The organism is Paraburkholderia sp. GAS33 (assembly GCF_050436645.1).
GTDB classification, from domain to species: domain Bacteria; phylum Pseudomonadota; class Gammaproteobacteria; order Burkholderiales; family Burkholderiaceae; genus Paraburkholderia; species Paraburkholderia phenazinium_B.
Genome location: NZ_JBNDMP010000005.1, coordinates 179,996 through 196,399, shown reverse-complemented (window position 1 = coordinate 196,399; position 16,404 = coordinate 179,996). Strand labels below are relative to the sequence as shown.

The following is a 16,404-nucleotide window of genomic DNA, read 5'->3' as shown; positions in this document are numbered from 1 at the left end:
CGCCCCAAGCCGCCGGGCGGTTAAACCTGTATTGTGCCTGAAAACAGAACCGCTCCCCTAAAATGGGGGCGAGTTCCGAAATAAACAGGTCGATTTTTCCTGCTTTTTGCTCAAATTTTAGGCAGCGCTTTCGCGACCCGGATTTCGCACGAATCATTAGCCCGAAATCGGGCCTCCGCGACGCGCAAGAACTACCCTTCTCTCACCCCTTCAACGTCTGCTCGAGCACGTGCAGTTCGTGGTTCAACTGCGCATCCGTGCCACGCTCGGCGGCAATCTTGCGCACCGCGTGCAAAACCGTCGTGTGGTCGCGCCCGCCAAACAGTTCGCCGATTTCCGGCAAGCTCTTCTGCGTCAGTTCCTTCGCCAGATACATCGCAATCTGGCGCGGCCGCGCAATGTTCGCCGGCCGCTTCTTCGAATACATGTCGGCGACCTTGATGCTGTAAAAGTCCGCCACCGTCTTCTGGATGTTTTCCACCGAAATCTGCCGGTTCTGCACCGTCAGCAGGTCTTTCAGCGCTTCTTTCGTCAGTTCGATCGAGATTTCACGCCCGTGGAACTTCGAGTACGCGAGGATCTTGCGCAGCGCGCCTTCCAGTTCGCGCACGTTCGAGCGCAGGTGCTTGGCGACGAAGAACGCCACGTCCTCATTGAGGCTCACGCCTTCGGACTGCGCTTTGCGCATCAGGATCGCTACGCGCATTTCCAGCTCGGGTGGCTCGATCGCCACCGTCAGGCCGGAATCGAACCGCGAGATCAAGCGGTCGTCGATGCCCGAAATTTCCTTCGGATACGTATCGCTCGTGATGATTACCTGCGCCTTGTTCGCCACCAGCGCTTCGAATGCGTAGAAGAACTCTTCCTGGGTGCGTGACTTGCCGGAGAAGAACTGAATGTCGTCGATCAGCAGCAGGTCGAGCGAGTGGTAGTAGCGCTTGAAATCGTCGAACGCCTTGCGTTGGTAAGCCTTCACCACGTCGGACACATATTGTTCCGCGTGGATATAGCGGATCCGCGCGCCGGCCCTGTCCATCAGCAACTGGTTGCCGATTGCATGGATCAGGTGAGTCTTGCCGAGGCCCACGCCGCCATATAGAAACAGGGGGTTGTACGAGATGCCGGGGTTGTCCGCCACCTGGATCGCGGCGGCACGCGCCAGCTGGTTGGCCTTACCGGTCACGAAATTGTCGAAGGTCAGCACGGGGTTGAGCTTCGAACGTTCGTACATTGAGTCGCTCTCCGCGCTGCCTTGCTGTGCGGCGCTCTGGCCCGGCCGCCATGTGCGGCGCGCCGCGGCAGCTTCGTTCGCATCGAGGCTGGGCAGATCGAGATCGCCGCCGTCGTCACTATTGTTCTGATGCGCGCCGTTGCCGGCGCTTGCACCCTGCCCACCGCCATTAGCACGTGCGCCATGCGCGGCCTGAACCGCGCCGACGGCTGCATCCACGGCAGCCGTGCCGGCGTTTCCGGCAAACTGCGACGGCCGCGACTGGGCCGGCGCGGCAGCCGTGCTGCGCATGCCTGCTTTGGGATCAAGGACGAACTGAACGTCGACCGGCGCGTGCCAAAAGTCACGCGCCATATCGGAAATGCGGCCGGAAAACTGGCTCTTGACCCAGTCAAGCTTGAAGCGGTTGGGTGCTGCGATGCTCAGCGTGTTGGCTGCCGCATCGAAGGCAACCGGGGCCAACGGTTTGATCCACGTCACGTACTGCTGGGGCGTTAACTCACGCTCTAGCAGTGCGGAACAGTGTTGCCAGAATTCGTTCATCGAGTTGCTGTCGTTATGTTTACACGGCGCCCCGCCCGCCCCCTTGTTGCAGATACACAACAAGGCCCTGAGCGGCCAGGCGGAACGGCTCCAGGCGCTTGTGCCACAAGGGTTTGCGGGGCAAGCGAGCCGGAGCGGCGTGCAGGATTTTTGGGAAGTAGGACGAGATTCTACCGCCAAAACATCCAGGAAAGGGAGTTATCCACAGGGACGGATCAAACGTTTGCCGTCGGCCCAGCCTGTGGAATACGACGCTAAACTATTGACGACCAAAAGAAAACCGGTTTAAATAGCGGGTTCCGCGAAAACCAATTTTTGAACCACCGGCCATTGCACTTTCCGCGATGCTCGCGCGGTTATTTCTCTGCCAAGTGAGAGCAACATGAAACGTACTTACCAACCTTCCGTTACCCGTCGCAAGCGTACCCACGGCTTCCGCGTTCGCATGAAGACCGCTGGTGGCCGCAAGGTCATCAACGCACGCCGCGCAAAGGGCCGCAAGCGCCTCGCCATCTAAGGCTGGCGAGCGGATTGCGCGCTCCGTCTGTGCAACGCGACGCCCGCGGTAGCGCGGGAACGGCAGGAGCGCCGCAGCAGGATTCGGTTCCGTTGCAAGCGCAAGCCGCCTTCCCCAAAGCCGCAAGGCTGCTAAAAACGGATGAATTCTCATCCGTTTTTCGTTTGCGCCCGTGGCGCCGCACCGAACACTTCGTCGTGTACGCCCGGCCCACCGGCAATGACGCGCGCCTTGGTCTCGTCATCGGCAAGAAGTATGCTCCGCGCGCGGTCACACGGAATCTGGTGCGACGCCTCGCGCGCGAAGCCTTCCGGTTGCGTCGCGCAGACTTTGGCGGTTGGGATGTGCTGCTGCGCTTGCATACGCGTTTCGACAAGAAGGCAATGCCTGCCGCTTCGTCGCTGCCGTTGAAGACGCTGTGCCGTAACGAAATAGAGGTGCTGCTCGACAAGGCAGCACGCGAAATTGCCCGTCGTGAGGCGCCGCCCGCGGATGCGCCCGCCACGCAATGACGCTTATGGAGATGCTCGTGCGGCTGATGGACTGGTCGCTCATGGGGCCAGTCAAGCGGCCCGGTCGCCTGGGCATCACCCGGTATCCCTTCTTGGGCGGCGCCGCTCGGCCGCACTAGTCATGCAAACGGTACTTTTCGCTTTATTGCGTTTCTACAAGGTTGCCGTGAGTCCCCTGCTCGGCAACCGGTGCCGTTTTTACCCTTCCTGCTCTGATTACGCGCGCGAAGCAATCCAGTATCATGGCGCCGCGCGCGGGACTTATCTCGCCGCCAGGCGCATTTGCCGCTGTCACCCGTTTTCGGCGGGCGGCATCGATCTTGTCCCGCCTCCCACTTCTGAAAAGCGCTGACGCGCCGTTCCATCGACACTGAGACAACGCATGGATATCAAACGCACCGTCCTATGGGTCATATTTTTCATGTCAGCGGTCATGCTGTTCGACAACTGGCAGCGCGACCACGGACGCCCGTCGATGTTCTTCCCGAACGCCACGCCGACGCAAACCGCGGCCAGCGCAGCACCGGGCACAACGACGCCGGGAACCCAGCCTGCCGATTTGCCGCAGACCGACACCTCCGCTCCGGGCGCCGCGCCCGCTGCCCAGGCCCAACTGATCCCGTTCACGACTGACGTCTATAGCGGCGAGATCGACACGCGCGGCGGTACGCTGTCGAAGCTGTCGCTGATCAACAAGGGCAGTGGCAACCAGCCGGACCTCGTCATCACCCTGTTCGACCACACCGCAGATCACACGTATCTGGCGCGCACGGGTCTGCTGGGCGGCGATTTCCCGAACCACACGGACATCTATACGCCGGCGCCCAACCAGCCGCACGATCTGACGGGCGACGCCAAGTCGTTCTCGCTTAGCTTCGAATCGCCGGTCAAGGGCGGCGTGAAGGTCGTGAAGACGTACACGTTCACGCGCGGCAGCTACGTGATCGGCGTCGATACGAAGATCGTCAACGTAGGCACGACGCCGGTGACGCCGACCGTCTATATGGAACTGGTGCGCGATAGTCAGCCGGTGGAAACGCCGCGCTTCTCGCACACGTTTATTGGGCCGGCTGTGTACACGGATCAGCACCACTTCCAGAAGATGACGTTCAGCGACATCGACAAGAACAAGGAAGACTATGCGAACCAGGCCGATAACGGCTGGATCGCCATGGTGCAGCATTACTTCGCGACGGCATGGATTCCGCAGCAAGGCGTCAAGCGCGACATCTACGTCAACAAGATCGATCCGTCGCTGTACCGGGTGGGCGTCAAGGAAGCGGTGCCGACCATCGCGCCGGGCCAGTCGGCTGACGTCTCCGCCAGGCTGTTCGCCGGTCCGGAAGAAGAGCGCATGCTGGAAGGCATCGCCCCGGGTCTGGAGCTCGTGAAGGACTATGGCTGGGTGACGATCATCGCCAAGCCTCTGTTCTGGCTGCTGGAAAAGATCCACAGCTACGTCGGCAACTGGGGCTGGTCGATCGTGCTGCTGACGCTACTGATCAAGGCCGTGTTCTTCCCGCTGTCGGCCGCCAGCTACAAGTCGATGGCGCGCATGAAGGCGATCACGCCGCGTATGCAGGCCCTGCGCGAACGCTTCAAGGGCGATCCGCAAAAGATGAACTCGGCGCTGATGGAGCTGTACAAGACCGAGAAGGTCAATCCGTTCGGCGGCTGTCTGCCGGTCGTGATCCAGATCCCGGTGTTCATCTCGCTGTACTGGGTGCTGCTGTCGTCGGTGGAAATGCGCGGCGCGCCGTGGATTCTGTGGATTCACGATCTGTCGCAGCAAGACCCGTTCTTCATCCTGCCGGTGCTGATGGCCGTCTCGATGTTCCTGCAGACGCGTCTGAACCCGACGCCGCCGGATCCGGTTCAAGCCAAGATGATGATGTTCATGCCGATCGCGTTCTCGGTCATGTTCTTCTTCTTCCCGGCTGGTCTGGTGCTGTACTACGTGGTCAACAACGTGCTGTCGATCGCCCAGCAGTACTACATCACGCGGATGATGGGCAAGCCGAAGGCCAAGGCGGCGTAAGCGCCGTCTGAATTGCCGGAGCGAACCCAGAGCGGGTTCGCTTTTCCGCTCAAGTCAGTTGAGAAAAAGCCGCCCGGTTTGCGCCGGGCGGCTTTTTCATTGGATTCGCACACGGTCGGCGCGTCGGAGTCACTCTTTGCCGGTGTCGTAAAGCCGCTCGACAAACTCTTCGAGGAAATGGCGATCCTTCGGATCCAGCGCTTCGATCTTCGAGGCGAGCTCGATCGCCTCCGGAGTAAGGGGGTATTTCTCCCCGGGCGCGAGTGGCTTCGACTTGGCGCCCACCGGCGGTGGAGGCCCATAGTGCAGCCAATGCACACCAACGCCTAGCCAATCGGCTAAGGTCTGCAGCTTGTCCGGCGTAGGAATGGTTCGGCCCGTCAGCCACTTATGCGCGGTCTGCGGCGACACAGGCGCCTCGCCGCGATGCAGCAGATTGAATTGCCTGGCGAGTTGAGTCCCACCCTTGATGTTCTTCCGGGCAATCTGATCTTGCAGTCTTTTGGCGAACGCTGATTTTTCTTTGGAGGTCGGCATGAGCCAAATTGTGCAATCCGGCGCGCCAACAGTGGACAACTGCTTAGGCTACAATTTAGCGCATTTACGCTATTTTTAGCTCAAGATAAGCGCCAGATAACGCCTTGCGCAATTTACTCAGTTTGCGCTTTTTTCCTTCTGCCGTGGCCGTTTGGCGAATCCAATCCACGCAGATAGTCTTATTTATCCGAAGACTGATCTTATCGTAAATGAGATAAATCCGTATTTGTCTAATAAAAGGCGCCTAATACGCCGGAATACCTCGTTGTCGCCCTCGGCGGAAGCCCCGCGAACCGCTCGCGTTACAATGCCTCGCGCCCTTCGTAGGGCCTTTCGTTCTTCCAGTTTCCTCTGCTGCCGCGCCCAATCCCATGCTCGCCACCGATTCCGATCCCATTGTTGCCATTGCTAGTGCGCCCGGTCGTGGCGGAATCGGCGTGGTCCGGATTTCGTTCGGGCGTGCCGGCGCGGCTGCGGCCGAGCCGCTCATGCAAGCGCTCACAGGACAAATCCTCGCGCCGCGTCACGCGAGCTATGTGCCCTTCCTCGACGCTCACGGCGACGCGCTCGACCGCGGCATCGCGCTCTATTTTCCGGCGCCGAATTCGTACACCGGCGAGCACGTACTCGAGCTGCAGGGCCACGGCGGGCCGATCGTGCTGCAACTGGTACTGCAGCGGTGCATCGACGCCGGCCGCGCGGTCGGGCTGCGGCTAGCGGAACCGGGCGAGTTCACCCGCCGCGCCTTCCTCAACGACAAGCTCGATCTGGCCCAGGCCGAGGCTGTCGCCGATCTGATCGAGGCGAGCACCGAGGCGGCCGCGCGCTCGGCGGGCCGCTCGCTGGAAGGCGCGTTTTCGCGTGACATCCACGCCATGGTCGAAGACGTCATCACGCTGCGGATGCTGGTCGAAGCGACGCTCGACTTTCCGGAAGAAGAAATTGACTTTCTGGAGGCCGCGGATGCACGCGGCAAGCTCGCGCGGATCCGCGAGCAACTCGCCCACGTGCTGAATGAAGCGCGTCAGGGTGCACTACTGCGTGAGGGGCTCTCGGTGGTGCTGGCGGGTCAGCCAAACGTCGGCAAGTCGTCGCTACTCAATGCGCTTGCCGGCGCCGAACTGGCCATCGTCACGCCAATCGCCGGCACGACTCGCGACAAGGTCGCGCAAACCATCCAGATTGAAGGGATCCCGCTACATGTGATCGACACCGCCGGATTGCGCGAAACCGAGGACGAGGTGGAGAAGATCGGCATCGAGCGCACGTGGAACGAGATTGAGCGCGCGGACGTGGTGCTGCATCTGCTCGATGCACGCACCGGCATGAACGCCGAGGACAATACGATTGCCGCCCGTTTTCCGGTGGGTGTGCCGGTGCTGCGGGTGATGAACAAGACCGATCTGACGGACATCGCTCCGGCTGTGCGTACGTTGGATGAGGCGGAAGGCGTCGATCTGCGCGAGGTGCGACTGTCCGCGAAACAGGGTGACGGCATCGCGTTACTGCGTGCCGAGTTGCTGCGGATCGCCGGCTGGCAGGCCGGCGCGGAGAGCGTATACCTCGCACGCGAGCGGCATCTGATCGCCCTGCGCGCAGCGCAGGAACACTTGGCAACGGCTGCGCAGCATGCTGACCAGAACGCGCAGGCACTCGACCTGTTCGCCGAGGAATTGCGGCTTGCTCAGGAGCAACTGAATTCCATCACCGGTGAGTTCACGTCCGACGATCTTTTGGGAGTGATTTTTAGCCGGTTTTGTATTGGGAAATAGTTGGCCGCCGTGTCTCGGCCTCATATTTTCATTTCAGGCCTATATTTTTCGACCTGAAATAACAACCAATCGCTATACTTCGGGGCATTATCAAACAGCGCCTTTTGGTACACAGAGTGTCTTTTCCGCGTTTTTCAATGCGCTGTGTACCAACGAAAGCGATCCAGGCATGCCCAAAATCGTCCCTCCCCTCAGCGAAACGCAGATCCGCGCGATGGAGCCCCGCGCAACCCGCTACTCCGTCGCTGACGGCAATGGCCTCGTGCTCGAGGTCATGCCGACCGGCAACAAGGTCTGGCGCTTTCGCTATACGCTCGACGGCAAACGGCAGCCGCTGACCACCATTGGCGACTATCGGCGAATTTCGCTTCGAGTCGCGCGCGAACGGGCGCGCAAATACGCCGAGATGGTCGCGGCCGGCGTATCGCCGGCGGCAACCGCCCGCCGCGACCGCGGCGCCGAGAAACGCGTCGACCTTCTACGCGACGCGGCCGAGCTGTATATGTCGGCGGCCATGGCGAGCAAGTCCGACGAATATCAGCGCACCACACGACGCGCGCTCGATAAAGACGTGCTGCGGGCAATCGGCAGCAAGCCGATCGGCGCAGTGACCTCTGAGGACGTCCTCGCGATTTGCGAACGGATCAAGTTGCGCGGGTCGCCCAAAATGGCCCTGCATACGCGCAACGTGATCAGGCGGCTCTACGAATTCCTGATTGCCCGGCAACTCGCCACCCACAATCCTGCGACAACTGTTCCCGCGCGCTTCATCGCCACACCGGACAGCCGAACGCGCGTGCTCACCGCCGAGGAACTCGGCACGACATTGCGCGCGATCGATGCTTCGCGCGTCCGTCGGCCACTGAAGCTCGCTTTGCACCTTCTCGTACTGACGATGGTCCGCAAGTCCGAACTGATTGAAGCGACCTGGGCCGAGTTCGATCTGAAAGCGTCCCTGTGGAAAATTCCCGCCGCCCGAATGAAAAATGCCCGCGCACATGAAGTGTATTTGCCGCGCCAGGCGGTGGCGATGCTGCGCGAACTACGCGAAACGAAAAGCAGCCGAACCTTCGTGTTCCCCACCGTCAGAGGTGACGATCGCCCCATCGCAAAAAGTACCCTCAATCAGGCGGTGAAAGCGCTCGGACTCGATGTTGAGCATTTCGTTTTGCACGATTTCCGGCGTACCGCGGAAGCCCATTTGCTCGCGATGGATCAACCCGCAGATGTCATCGCGAGAGCGCTCGCACGCGCTTCAAAAGAGGCTGCGAACGAGCCGACGCGCGCGGACGACGCGGCCAACCAGCGCAACGTATTGCAACGATGGGCGGATTTCGTAGAAGCGCAGATCGCAGACGAGCCACAGAGTGAGAGCAATCGATCCCGGGCCGCCTCTTAGGCATTGGCCACCTTACGCTGCGCCAGGAGTGAGCGGTTCACTCGGGCTACGTTGCGGCCCAGGTTGGTACACAGTACATGCCATATATCCGTCAAACTCAATTCAGATAAGCATTTTTGTCGAATTCACTAGGTTATATTTTAGGTAAAAAAATACTCCGACAACCAACGCCCGACGGTTAGCGAACCCTTCCCGCAAAGAAGACCACCCTCAACTCCGCAACACGCGAACCCAATGACGCCAGAATGACACCTCTCCGCTTTCATCGGACATTTCGCAGTGCACACCTTCGCGCAAACGTTAGCGGTCCAGATCAATTCGTCTGACGCCATCCTGGCGGGCATGTGCGAGTGATCGACCGCGGATGCAGTCCGAATCCGACAAATCTCAGACCTCTGCGGCGCTTCGGCCACATCCTCTTTTGCAATGGCTTAGAGTCCCTACCGTGCGTGATCCCCCGCGCATGTAGTACCGTTTTTTGGCCGCCGATTTGGCGGCCTTTTTGTTGGTGCCCCAGGAACGCCTAAACTGCAAGCAAGGTTACGTGCTTGAGGGAGGCATCCATGACCGAGTCAATGCTGGCCATTTCGATGGCGACCATTCTCATCGTGTTCGGCACCGCGATACGCGCGACTCACATCAACCGCGATCGGCTTATCAGGTGGTTTGAGAAGCACAATATCCGCTGATGCGTGATGACGCTCGCGGTCATCGCTCCCCATCGCGCATCAGTGCCGCGAGCGCGTGAAGTCGTGCAGACGATGCCCGTGCATGCTGCGGATCAGACACTGTCGAAGGTGTTCACGCCGGTAGTGCGCGACGACGAATAACGATGCGATCAACAGCACCGAGAAACCCAGCGCGACGCCCATCATGGTCTCGTCCATGGCCACCTCGTATCGGTATGCCCCCGATACTTATCTTAGGTCGCGGCTGACGCTTTTAACAGGCGAGCGTCCAATTACCAGGACATTGATCCGGACCCACTGACCGCGCCAATCGGTACCGTGGAATCCAGGCGTTTAAAGCAATGCTTTCGCTCGCGAATCGCCTAAAATACAGCCATTCTCTGTAGCTGCGGTCACGACCTCGACGGAGGGTCCTATGACTGAATCGGTGATGGCTTATTTGCTCGGACCACTGGTCATGGCCGTGGTGGGCATAGCATTGTGGGTTTCTTCGCATCACCGTCGCGACGGCGGCGATCGTGGAGAGCGCCGGCAACGCTGGCTGGACACGCATCACGTGGACTGGATGCGTCATCGGCATTGACGCCGTGCGTAATCGGGCAGCAAACGGGCCCGTTACGTGAAACTACGCGTTGAGCCTCAAGCGGGCTTATTCGCGGCTGAGTACCCGTAACACGTCGCGGGCGAAGTCTTCGCCTGCCCGCTCCCAGTCGGGCGAACCAACCACAAAATCGACCGGATTTCTTTTGCCCTGAGCCTTACGAATTGCCGCGATGCTCAGCGCGAGTGCCCGCGCCTCGAGATACTGCGGATGCCCAGGCCCGAATGGGATGGATTGTTCGTCGTTCATAGCCAGGATGTCGGCCTGTTCCGCGCAAACTTTAGTACGCGTGACGCGAATTTCTGATATTCCCCGTAGATTGGTCCTACTAATGCGGCGTTGCCCTCGCCCGCGCTACCCGGACGCACGCTCGCGCTTGCGCCCGGCCACGACTCGAATCATGATGCGGCAGTGAAAAAGACCCCTGCACGCCACTTCGAGGAGCGCCATGAAGTACGACGAGACAAACCCTTTCGCTAGGATTTTGCGCGGCGAGCTACCGTGCATTAAGGTTGCCGAGAGTGACGCCACGCTGGCCTTCATGGACCTGATGCCGCAGGCAGATGGCCATGTGCTGGTGGTGCCGAAAGAAGGCGCGTCCGAGATATTCGAGCTCTCCGATGCGGCGACCGTTGAATGCATACGCATGACGCAGCGGATTGCCACCGCGGTTAGAAAGGCGCTCAAGCCGGATGGCGTGTTTATCGGGCAATTCAACGGTGCGGCAGCCGGCCAGACCGTCGCGCATGTGCATTTTCACGTCATCCCACGTTGGGAAGGTGTGCCATTACGCCTGCACGCTCGTGAGGTAGCGCCGCAAGCCACGCTGGAGGGGTTCGCGCAGCGTATCCGTGCCCAGCTCGCCAGTGGGAGCAACTGAGGCCCATACGCGCGGCTATAGAGAGCGCTGCGGCCGTCGGCGAGCCATAGGAGATCTACGCGGACTACAGCGCTTAGAGAGGACCGCTGCCGACATTCACGAAGAACTCAGAACGGCATCAATTGCGATGCAACAAACTGCGCAACGGATGGTGCCAGTCGATATGCCGCGGGTGGTCTCTCTGCGCGCGCTGGCGATGCTCCTGCCACAGTTCATCGGAGAACAGGAACGCGACTATCAGCAGCGGCACGATCAGAAACGCGCCTAGTACCAGGTGCTCCATCACAGCTCTCCTTTCGCCCATCCGTAATTGCATTGTAGGCGCACTTCTCGTGCCCAGCGTGCGCCGGCGCACTCACGGACACCTGTCCGCCGGTTGCGACAAACGGACGCCCTGCTCCTGCAAAACCCGCGCCACGCCTTATCCCGCGAACGTCAGGCTGCAACTGTTCACACGGCACTTCAAGAACTCCCACGACGCACACGGGACTAACCCTGGCTCGCTGGAATTCGCTGGCCGTACAGGTATCGCAGTTGTTTTCTTCCCGTCACGGTCAATCCGGCGCAATCTAAAACCAATAACTCTCAAGGGGGAATCTCATGACAATCGAACGCGATGCCAGGCTCACGTTAAGACCGCTCGAGCGTCACGATCTGCGCTTCGTCCATGAAGTGAACAACAATGCCAAGATCATGCGTTACTGGTTCGAAGAACCCTATGAAACGTTCTCGGAGCTTTCGCAGCTCTATGACCAGCACGTGCACGATCAGCGCGAACGGCGTTTCGTCGCCATCGATAACGACGGTGAAACGGTCGGCCTCGCGGAATTGATCGAACTCGACTACATCCACCGGCGGGGCGAATTCCAGATCATCATTGCCCCGCAGGCACAGGGCCGTGGCCATGCAACGGTTGCGACCCGGCTTGCCATTGACTACGCGTTTTCAGTGCTGAATCTGCGCAAGATCTATCTGATCGTCGACAAGTCGAACGCCGCCGCAATTCACGTGTACGAGAAATGCGGCTTCCGGCACGAAGCCGAATTGATCGAGGAGTTTTTCGGCAACGGGAAATACCACAATGCGTTGCGCATGTGCATGTTCCAGCACGAGTTCTTCGCTGCGAATCCGCGCCGTGACTGACCGCGATGGTCACGCACCCGTGGTTGAGCGAAGTGGCTAACGTGATGCAACTGAACGCGGTTCGCTTGCCGCGTCCAGCGATCTCGCGCCGCCGCGCCAAATCGTTACCGAGCCATCACGCGCTCGCTTTCTTCCATGTGGCGGCGAAAATTCCCGCCCCGATCAACAGGCTTCCCCCAACGCGGTTTACGACGCGCTGCACGCGCGCGCTGCGGATCGCCCGTCGGGCGACCGAGGCAAGCATTGCATAGCAAAGCGCGTTGAACGTACCGAGCAGCACGAACGTCGCTACAAAAGCGATGATCTGAGAGGTCGCCGCCGCATGGGGATCGATGAACTGCGGCACGAATGCGACAAAGAAAATGATGCTCTTGGGATTGAGCGCCGTCACCGCAAAGGCATGCGCGAAAATGCGGCTGGAGCGGGTCTCGACGATATTCGCGGCGTCTGTCACATCAGACGCCTCCATATCGCGCGTCGGGGAGCGCCACAACTTGATGCCAAGGTAGATCAGATAAGCCGCGCCAACCCATTTCAGCGCCGTAAACAGGGCCGCGGACGCAGCGAGAATCACGCCGAGGCCCAGCATGGATGCGGTCATCGACGTCAGGTCGCCGAGCGCGACGCCAGCGGTTGTCACCAGCGCAAAACGGCGGCCATGTCCCAGCGCATACGAAACAACGAGCAGTACCGTCGGGCCTGGGATCGCGACGAGGATTGCCGAAGCAATCGCAAAGGGCAGCCAGTGGGCAAGCGTCATAGGAGGATCTCCGAAAGTTGTCGGCTGATTTATCCATGAACTTTCGGCGAGTGCAAGCGACTTTTCGCCAGACAATCTTCATCACACCCGACATCGCCACGACAGACCTGGCACTCTTTTTGTCCTGCAATTAAACCGATACTTGTCTCATTTTCAATTATCTGGTGAATGACTTTGTGTGCGCCGCATCAAGTGTCCGGATTTTTCGTATTAAGACGCTTAATTATCGATGCTGGTTTACTCGTATATACCCCGCGGAGCATTGCCAGTTAAAGCCAGGCGCGTTCGGCGACATTAAGGAATCCATCGCGAAGCCCGCCTTTTTCATCATTTAGGACGTCGCATTACCCTGCGACAACCGGTGCGGCAATTCGCCGCTGTTGCAAGCGCACACAAGATGTGCTTGCTGCTGGCTCAAGTTCTTCTAAAGTGCAAGATGCGGGTATGACCTAGAAGTTAAATACATAGCTAACCTGAGTAATAACCCGCACGGAGGCAAATATGAAATCGAAAGTCGCTCTTCTTTTCGCCGTAACGGGATTGCTGGCCGCATCAGCGGTGCAGGCCCAGGACGCGATGGTCAAGCCGCAGCAAACCATCCAGTTCAAAGCGAATGCTTATGGCTGCCTGTCGAAGGATAAACTCGACGCCGCCGATCAGCACGCGCAGGCTGGCGAACAGCAGCAAATGCAGGAATTCTTCTCTGGCTATCAGTGCATCTCGACACCGGAGAATTCGAGTTTCCGCGTTGTGCGCGTCGTCGGACATGACGTGGAATTCGTCAATTCGGGCAATAGCGATACGGAAGGCCTCTGGGCTAACGATCGATTCATCAAGCAGTAAAGACTGTACCGCCAGGTTATAAAGCCTGGGCAGTCTGCTGCAATTCACGGCCCTTAAAAGGGGCCGTGTGGTGAGTTCGCGGAATTAAAGACACATTACGTCGTCCGTCGACGTAAATGGAAACGGCTAGGCACCGCGCCTAGCCGTTTTGTTTTTCTCCGCTCGCAGTGACCGATGTCGATCCGCATTGTGATCGATTCGCCTCATGCGCAAAACACCCACGTCGGTGAGCATAGCGTTTCATAGCGCTTTCCAGCATTCCGAATATCAATTCCGGTATGGCATGATCAAAGCCGCCGCATCAGGCAGACGGCTTTCGGCCACGCTATCGGGATAAACATGACACGCAGTCATTCGAACTGGTTTGTGCGCGGGCGACTCAAAACCCGGCAGCTGATGTTGCTGGCCGCAATGGAAGAGGAGGGCAACGTACGGCGCGCCGCCGATTCGCTCGGCATCACCCAGCCCGCCGCGTCGCGCCTTCTCAAGGAGCTGGAGGACATGCTGGGTGTCAGCCTGTTCGACCGCACCCCACACGGTATGCTCGCCACGATGTACGGGGAGGTGATGATCCGGCACGCGCGCATGGTGCTGTCAAACCTGAGTCACGCGCATGATGAAATATCGGCCTTGCGTGCTGGATTGACCGGCCAGGTGCGTATCGGCGTGATCGCCGCGGCCGCGGCGACGATGGTGCCGCGCGCTATCGCAAGCGTGAAAGAGCTTTACCCCCAGTTGCAGATCTGGCTGCAGGTGGAAACGTCCGACGTGATGCTCGAGCGGGTTGCAGAGGGCGAGCTCGACATCATGATTGGCCGGGTGCTCGAACGGCAGAATCCGCTCAAGACCGAGGTGCGCTACGAGCCGCTCGCCGATGAACCGCTGTGCGTCGTTGCGCGGACCGGCCATCCTCTCGAAAATGAGACAGGTTTGACGCTGCGCGATGTCGTGAACGCGAGTTGGGTGCTGCATCCGCCTGGTAGCGTGCTGCGCCACCGTTTTGACCTGATGTTTTCGCAGATTGGACTCAATCCGCCGCAAGACGTGGTCAATACGAACAATTTCCTGGCCATTTCGAGCCTGCTATTGCAAGGCGACATGCTGGCTGTCCTGCCGGACGAAGTGGCGCGTCAATACCAACAGTACGGCATGTTGCAACGGATGCCGGTGGATTTACCGTGCAGAATGGATACGTTCGGTATCATCACGCGCCAGTCGCAATTGCTGTCGCCGGCGGCGTCCGTGGTGCTGGAAGCCTTGCGCACAGCGGCCGCCGACGTGTATGGTGCGGCCTTCGACGCCACGGTGGCACGCTAAATGCTCTGTTATGGCTGAAAAAAGCAGCCAGGGCAGGCGTTCTCGTGCATGATCCGTCCTCGCCACCCCACGGCTGCAGTCCAGCCGGCGACGTTTCGCTGCCAGCTTTTTCTGGCACCACGTGCCGGCCCCGCAGCCCTGTGGAGGAGCGAGCGATGTACAAACAAAACGGTAGGCGGCAGCGAGCCGCCGATGATTCCTTTTCTGTGAGGTCCGCAAGCGCGGGCTCCTGGTGTGGCATGGCTCTGAAATCGACGATTTATAAGGCGGAACTGCAGATTGCCGACATGGATCGGCACTACTACGCCGATCACGCGCTGACTATTGCGCGCCATCCGTCGGAAACCGACGAACGCATGATGGTGCGCGTGGCGGCGTTCGCGCTGTTTGCACAGGAACGCCTCGAGTTCTGCAAAGGCCTGTCGGACATCGACGAGCCCGATCTCTGGCAAAAGGATCTGACCGGCGCTATCGAGACCTGGATCGAAGTCGGCCAGCCAGACGAGCGGCGCATCGCCAAGGCGAGCGGCCGCTCCAACGAGGTGGTGGTGATCGCCTACGGTGGCCGCACTTCCGAGATCTGGTGGCAGGGGGTGCGCAACAAGGTGGACCGGCTGCGCAATGTCACGGTCTGGACGCTCGGAGAGGAAGTCGGCGCCGCGCTCGGCAGGCTGGCCGAACGCACCATGCGCCTGCAGTGCACGGTGCAGGACGGCGCGGCCTGGCTCGGCAGCGCGGACTCAGATCCGGTGCCGATTGAATGGACTGTGTTGAAAGCGCCGGCAAACGCTTAAGAAGGGCGCGGTCAATCAGGCGCGCCCGGTCAGGCAGCACCCTCAGGCGGTCCCTTCAGTTCGACCATATTGCCTTCCGGATCGAACAGATACAGCGACGGCCCGAAACCATCGGCGCCATATCGCACGCCCAGTTCGCCGATACGTACGCCGCGCTCACTCAAATACGCCTTAAGCGCCTCGCCGTCGAACTTTTCCACGCGCAGGCATAGGTGATCCATATTTCGACCTTCACCCGGCGTGCCGCTATCGGGCCGGTCAATCGTGGCGCCGACCGTCAGCAGATCGATCAGCGAACGTCCCGCCCGCAACTGGATCAGCCCGATATCGCGCTGTTCTTTTTCGACGCTGCAACCGAGCACGTCACAGTAGAAGCGGGTGACCGTCTCGGGATCAGCGACCCGAATGACGACGTGGTCGATCTCGCGAATGTGAATCTTCATGAAAAACGCCCCTTGGCCGGTTCTCTAGCAATCAGTTCGAGTGTAGGAGAAAGGCGGCCTGCTGGGCGTATGCCCTTGTAATGCAGGAGCGGAGAATACGGGGCCGAATCAGCCGATGACAGGCAAAAAAAAGCCCGCTCTCAGGGAGCAGGCTGAATCCATATCAGGAGGAGACATGGAGGAGACAAGGCCTACTATACACACGGGGTTGGTGCGACGCAATAACTTTTTAAGGGAAAACCCGATAGGGTGGCGTTTTGTCGCAACAGATGCGGAACCGGTCCCAAAACCCCATCGCCACAAGGCCCGCGCAATGACAGAGCAAGAACCGGAGCGTAGTCTGACGCCATGCAAACTAAATTGGTGACCATCGAAACTGTCTCTT

General features: G+C 59.7%; 20 protein-coding genes. 13 read left to right on the top strand and 7 right to left on the bottom strand.

Annotation, left to right across the window (positions count from 1 at the left end):
* Window positions 1-202: 202 nt before the first annotated feature.
* The gene (gene dnaA / locus P3T24_RS17405) at window positions 203-1,774 is read right to left on the bottom strand and encodes a chromosomal replication initiator protein DnaA (protein ID WP_429436347.1); all 1,572 of its coding nucleotides are present in this window, start codon (window positions 1,772-1,774) and stop codon (window positions 203-205) included.
* 382 nt (window positions 1,775-2,156) lie between these two features.
* Here dnaA and rpmH point away from each other — a divergent pair, with 382 nt between their 5' ends.
* The 4 genes from rpmH to yidC all read left to right on the top strand — a co-directional run bounded on the left by rpmH (window position 2,157) and on the right by yidC (window position 4,841).
* Window positions 2,157-2,291: a 50S ribosomal protein L34 gene (gene rpmH, locus P3T24_RS17400; RefSeq protein ID WP_004198824.1), complete on the top strand. Its 135-nt coding sequence runs from the start codon at window positions 2,157-2,159 to the stop codon at window positions 2,289-2,291.
* A gap of 14 nt (window positions 2,292-2,305) precedes the next feature.
* A complete protein-coding gene (gene rnpA / locus P3T24_RS17395) occupies window positions 2,306-2,803 on the top strand; it encodes a ribonuclease P protein component (protein ID WP_429436345.1) in 498 nt (165 codons plus the stop codon).
* 121 nt (window positions 2,804-2,924) lie between these two features.
* A complete protein-coding gene (gene yidD / locus P3T24_RS17390) occupies window positions 2,925-3,155 on the top strand; it encodes a membrane protein insertion efficiency factor YidD (protein WP_074262996.1) in 231 nt (76 codons plus the stop codon).
* A 30-nt stretch (window positions 3,156-3,185) separates the two neighbouring features.
* Entirely contained in the window at window positions 3,186-4,841 is a 1,656-nt protein-coding gene (gene yidC / locus P3T24_RS17385; protein ID WP_429436343.1) for a membrane protein insertase YidC, read from the top strand.
* A 129-nt stretch (window positions 4,842-4,970) separates the two neighbouring features.
* Here the strand turns inward: yidC and P3T24_RS17380 are convergent, their stop codons facing one another.
* Window positions 4,971-5,378 carry an XRE family transcriptional regulator gene (locus P3T24_RS17380; protein WP_122152983.1) on the bottom strand — a complete coding sequence of 136 codons (408 nt, stop codon included), beginning with the start codon at window positions 5,376-5,378 and terminating at the stop codon, window positions 4,971-4,973.
* Between the two features lie 371 nt (window positions 5,379-5,749).
* On the opposite strand from P3T24_RS17380, the gene mnmE reads away from it, so the two are divergent.
* The 3 genes from mnmE (at window position 5,750) to P3T24_RS17365 (ending at window position 9,238) form a co-directional block, all read left to right on the top strand.
* The gene (mnmE, locus tag P3T24_RS17375) at window positions 5,750-7,150 is read left to right on the top strand and encodes a tRNA uridine-5-carboxymethylaminomethyl(34) synthesis GTPase MnmE (protein ID WP_429436340.1); all 1,401 of its coding nucleotides are present in this window, start codon (window positions 5,750-5,752) and stop codon (window positions 7,148-7,150) included.
* Window positions 7,151-7,319: 169 nt separating this feature from the next.
* The gene (locus tag P3T24_RS17370; RefSeq protein WP_074262992.1) at window positions 7,320-8,549 is read left to right on the top strand and encodes a tyrosine-type recombinase/integrase; all 1,230 of its coding nucleotides are present in this window, start codon (window positions 7,320-7,322) and stop codon (window positions 8,547-8,549) included.
* Between the two features lie 563 nt (window positions 8,550-9,112).
* Complete coding sequence (locus tag P3T24_RS17365; protein WP_302050848.1) at window positions 9,113-9,238, top strand: hypothetical protein; 126 nt, start codon at window positions 9,113-9,115, stop codon at window positions 9,236-9,238.
* A gap of 39 nt (window positions 9,239-9,277) precedes the next feature.
* Here P3T24_RS17365 and P3T24_RS17360 read toward each other — a convergent pair whose 3' ends face one another.
* Window positions 9,278-9,436 carry a hypothetical protein gene (locus P3T24_RS17360; RefSeq protein WP_429436338.1) on the bottom strand — a complete coding sequence of 53 codons (159 nt, stop codon included), beginning with the start codon at window positions 9,434-9,436 and terminating at the stop codon, window positions 9,278-9,280.
* Between the two features lie 217 nt (window positions 9,437-9,653).
* Between P3T24_RS17360 and P3T24_RS17355 the strand changes: the two genes are divergently transcribed.
* On the top strand, window positions 9,654-9,821 hold the full coding sequence (locus P3T24_RS17355) for a hypothetical protein (RefSeq protein WP_167379364.1): 168 nt from the start codon (window positions 9,654-9,656) through the stop codon (window positions 9,819-9,821).
* A 66-nt stretch (window positions 9,822-9,887) separates the two neighbouring features.
* On the opposite strand, the gene P3T24_RS17350 is transcribed toward P3T24_RS17355, so the two are convergent.
* Window positions 9,888-10,088: a hypothetical protein gene (locus P3T24_RS17350; protein WP_074262991.1), complete on the bottom strand. Its 201-nt coding sequence runs from the start codon at window positions 10,086-10,088 to the stop codon at window positions 9,888-9,890.
* Window positions 10,089-10,287: 199 nt separating this feature from the next.
* On the opposite strand from P3T24_RS17350, the gene P3T24_RS17345 reads away from it, so the two are divergent.
* Window positions 10,288-10,719 (top strand): HIT family protein, encoded by a 432-nt coding sequence (locus P3T24_RS17345; protein ID WP_429436335.1) that lies wholly within the window; start codon window positions 10,288-10,290, stop codon window positions 10,717-10,719.
* A gap of 118 nt (window positions 10,720-10,837) precedes the next feature.
* Here P3T24_RS17345 and P3T24_RS17340 read toward each other — a convergent pair whose 3' ends face one another.
* Window positions 10,838-11,002: a hypothetical protein gene (locus tag P3T24_RS17340; RefSeq protein WP_167379356.1), complete on the bottom strand. Its 165-nt coding sequence runs from the start codon at window positions 11,000-11,002 to the stop codon at window positions 10,838-10,840.
* A gap of 317 nt (window positions 11,003-11,319) precedes the next feature.
* On the opposite strand from P3T24_RS17340, the gene speG reads away from it, so the two are divergent.
* Window positions 11,320-11,862, top strand: coding sequence for a spermidine N1-acetyltransferase (gene speG, locus P3T24_RS17335; RefSeq protein WP_074262989.1), 543 nt, complete (start codon window positions 11,320-11,322; stop codon window positions 11,860-11,862).
* A 115-nt stretch (window positions 11,863-11,977) separates the two neighbouring features.
* Here speG and P3T24_RS17330 read toward each other — a convergent pair whose 3' ends face one another.
* Entirely contained in the window at window positions 11,978-12,622 is a 645-nt protein-coding gene (locus tag P3T24_RS17330) for a LysE family translocator (protein ID WP_429436332.1), read from the bottom strand.
* Between the two features lie 501 nt (window positions 12,623-13,123).
* On the opposite strand from P3T24_RS17330, the gene sap1 reads away from it, so the two are divergent.
* The 3 genes from sap1 (at window position 13,124) to P3T24_RS17315 (ending at window position 15,576) form a co-directional block, all read left to right on the top strand.
* Entirely contained in the window at window positions 13,124-13,465 is a 342-nt protein-coding gene (gene sap1, locus P3T24_RS17325; RefSeq protein WP_074262987.1) for a surface attachment protein Sap1, read from the top strand.
* Window positions 13,466-13,804: 339 nt separating this feature from the next.
* Window positions 13,805-14,782, top strand: a complete 978-nt coding sequence (locus P3T24_RS17320; RefSeq protein WP_429436330.1) for a LysR family transcriptional regulator — start codon at window positions 13,805-13,807, stop codon at window positions 14,780-14,782.
* A 239-nt stretch (window positions 14,783-15,021) separates the two neighbouring features.
* The gene (locus P3T24_RS17315) at window positions 15,022-15,576 is read left to right on the top strand and encodes a YaeQ family protein (RefSeq protein ID WP_429406639.1); all 555 of its coding nucleotides are present in this window, start codon (window positions 15,022-15,024) and stop codon (window positions 15,574-15,576) included.
* 29 nt (window positions 15,577-15,605) lie between these two features.
* Here P3T24_RS17315 and P3T24_RS17310 read toward each other — a convergent pair whose 3' ends face one another.
* On the bottom strand, window positions 15,606-16,019 hold the full coding sequence (locus P3T24_RS17310) for a VOC family protein (RefSeq protein WP_074262984.1): 414 nt from the start codon (window positions 16,017-16,019) through the stop codon (window positions 15,606-15,608).
* Window positions 16,020-16,404: the final 385 nt, after the last annotated feature.

Excerpts from the sequence above, each read along its gene's own strand:
- dnaA (WP_429436347.1), bottom strand. The coding sequence starts at position 1,774 with ATGAACGAATTCTGGCAACACTGTTCCGCACTGCTAGAGCGTGAGTTA.
- rpmH (WP_004198824.1), top strand. The coding sequence starts at position 2,157 with ATGAAACGTACTTACCAACCTTCCGTTACCCGTCGCAAGCGTACCCAC.
- yidD (WP_074262996.1), top strand. The coding sequence starts at position 2,925 with ATGCAAACGGTACTTTTCGCTTTATTGCGTTTCTACAAGGTTGCCGTG.
- yidC (WP_429436343.1), top strand. The coding sequence starts at position 3,186 with ATGGATATCAAACGCACCGTCCTATGGGTCATATTTTTCATGTCAGCG.
- P3T24_RS17380 (WP_122152983.1), bottom strand. The coding sequence starts at position 5,378 with ATGCCGACCTCCAAAGAAAAATCAGCGTTCGCCAAAAGACTGCAAGAT.
- mnmE (WP_429436340.1), top strand. The coding sequence starts at position 5,750 with ATGCTCGCCACCGATTCCGATCCCATTGTTGCCATTGCTAGTGCGCCC.
- P3T24_RS17370 (WP_074262992.1), top strand. The coding sequence starts at position 7,320 with ATGCCCAAAATCGTCCCTCCCCTCAGCGAAACGCAGATCCGCGCGATG.
- P3T24_RS17365 (WP_302050848.1), top strand. The coding sequence starts at position 9,113 with ATGACCGAGTCAATGCTGGCCATTTCGATGGCGACCATTCTCATCGTG.
- P3T24_RS17360 (WP_429436338.1), bottom strand. The coding sequence starts at position 9,436 with ATGGACGAGACCATGATGGGCGTCGCGCTGGGTTTCTCGGTGCTGTTG.
- P3T24_RS17355 (WP_167379364.1), top strand. The coding sequence starts at position 9,654 with ATGACTGAATCGGTGATGGCTTATTTGCTCGGACCACTGGTCATGGCC.
- P3T24_RS17350 (WP_074262991.1), bottom strand. The coding sequence starts at position 10,088 with ATGAACGACGAACAATCCATCCCATTCGGGCCTGGGCATCCGCAGTAT.
- P3T24_RS17345 (WP_429436335.1), top strand. The coding sequence starts at position 10,288 with ATGAAGTACGACGAGACAAACCCTTTCGCTAGGATTTTGCGCGGCGAG.
- P3T24_RS17340 (WP_167379356.1), bottom strand. The coding sequence starts at position 11,002 with ATGGAGCACCTGGTACTAGGCGCGTTTCTGATCGTGCCGCTGCTGATA.
- speG (WP_074262989.1), top strand. The coding sequence starts at position 11,320 with ATGACAATCGAACGCGATGCCAGGCTCACGTTAAGACCGCTCGAGCGT.
- P3T24_RS17330 (WP_429436332.1), bottom strand. The coding sequence starts at position 12,622 with ATGACGCTTGCCCACTGGCTGCCCTTTGCGATTGCTTCGGCAATCCTC.
- sap1 (WP_074262987.1), top strand. The coding sequence starts at position 13,124 with ATGAAATCGAAAGTCGCTCTTCTTTTCGCCGTAACGGGATTGCTGGCC.
- P3T24_RS17320 (WP_429436330.1), top strand. The coding sequence starts at position 13,805 with ATGACACGCAGTCATTCGAACTGGTTTGTGCGCGGGCGACTCAAAACC.
- P3T24_RS17315 (WP_429406639.1), top strand. The coding sequence starts at position 15,022 with ATGGCTCTGAAATCGACGATTTATAAGGCGGAACTGCAGATTGCCGAC.
- P3T24_RS17310 (WP_074262984.1), bottom strand. The coding sequence starts at position 16,019 with ATGAAGATTCACATTCGCGAGATCGACCACGTCGTCATTCGGGTCGCT.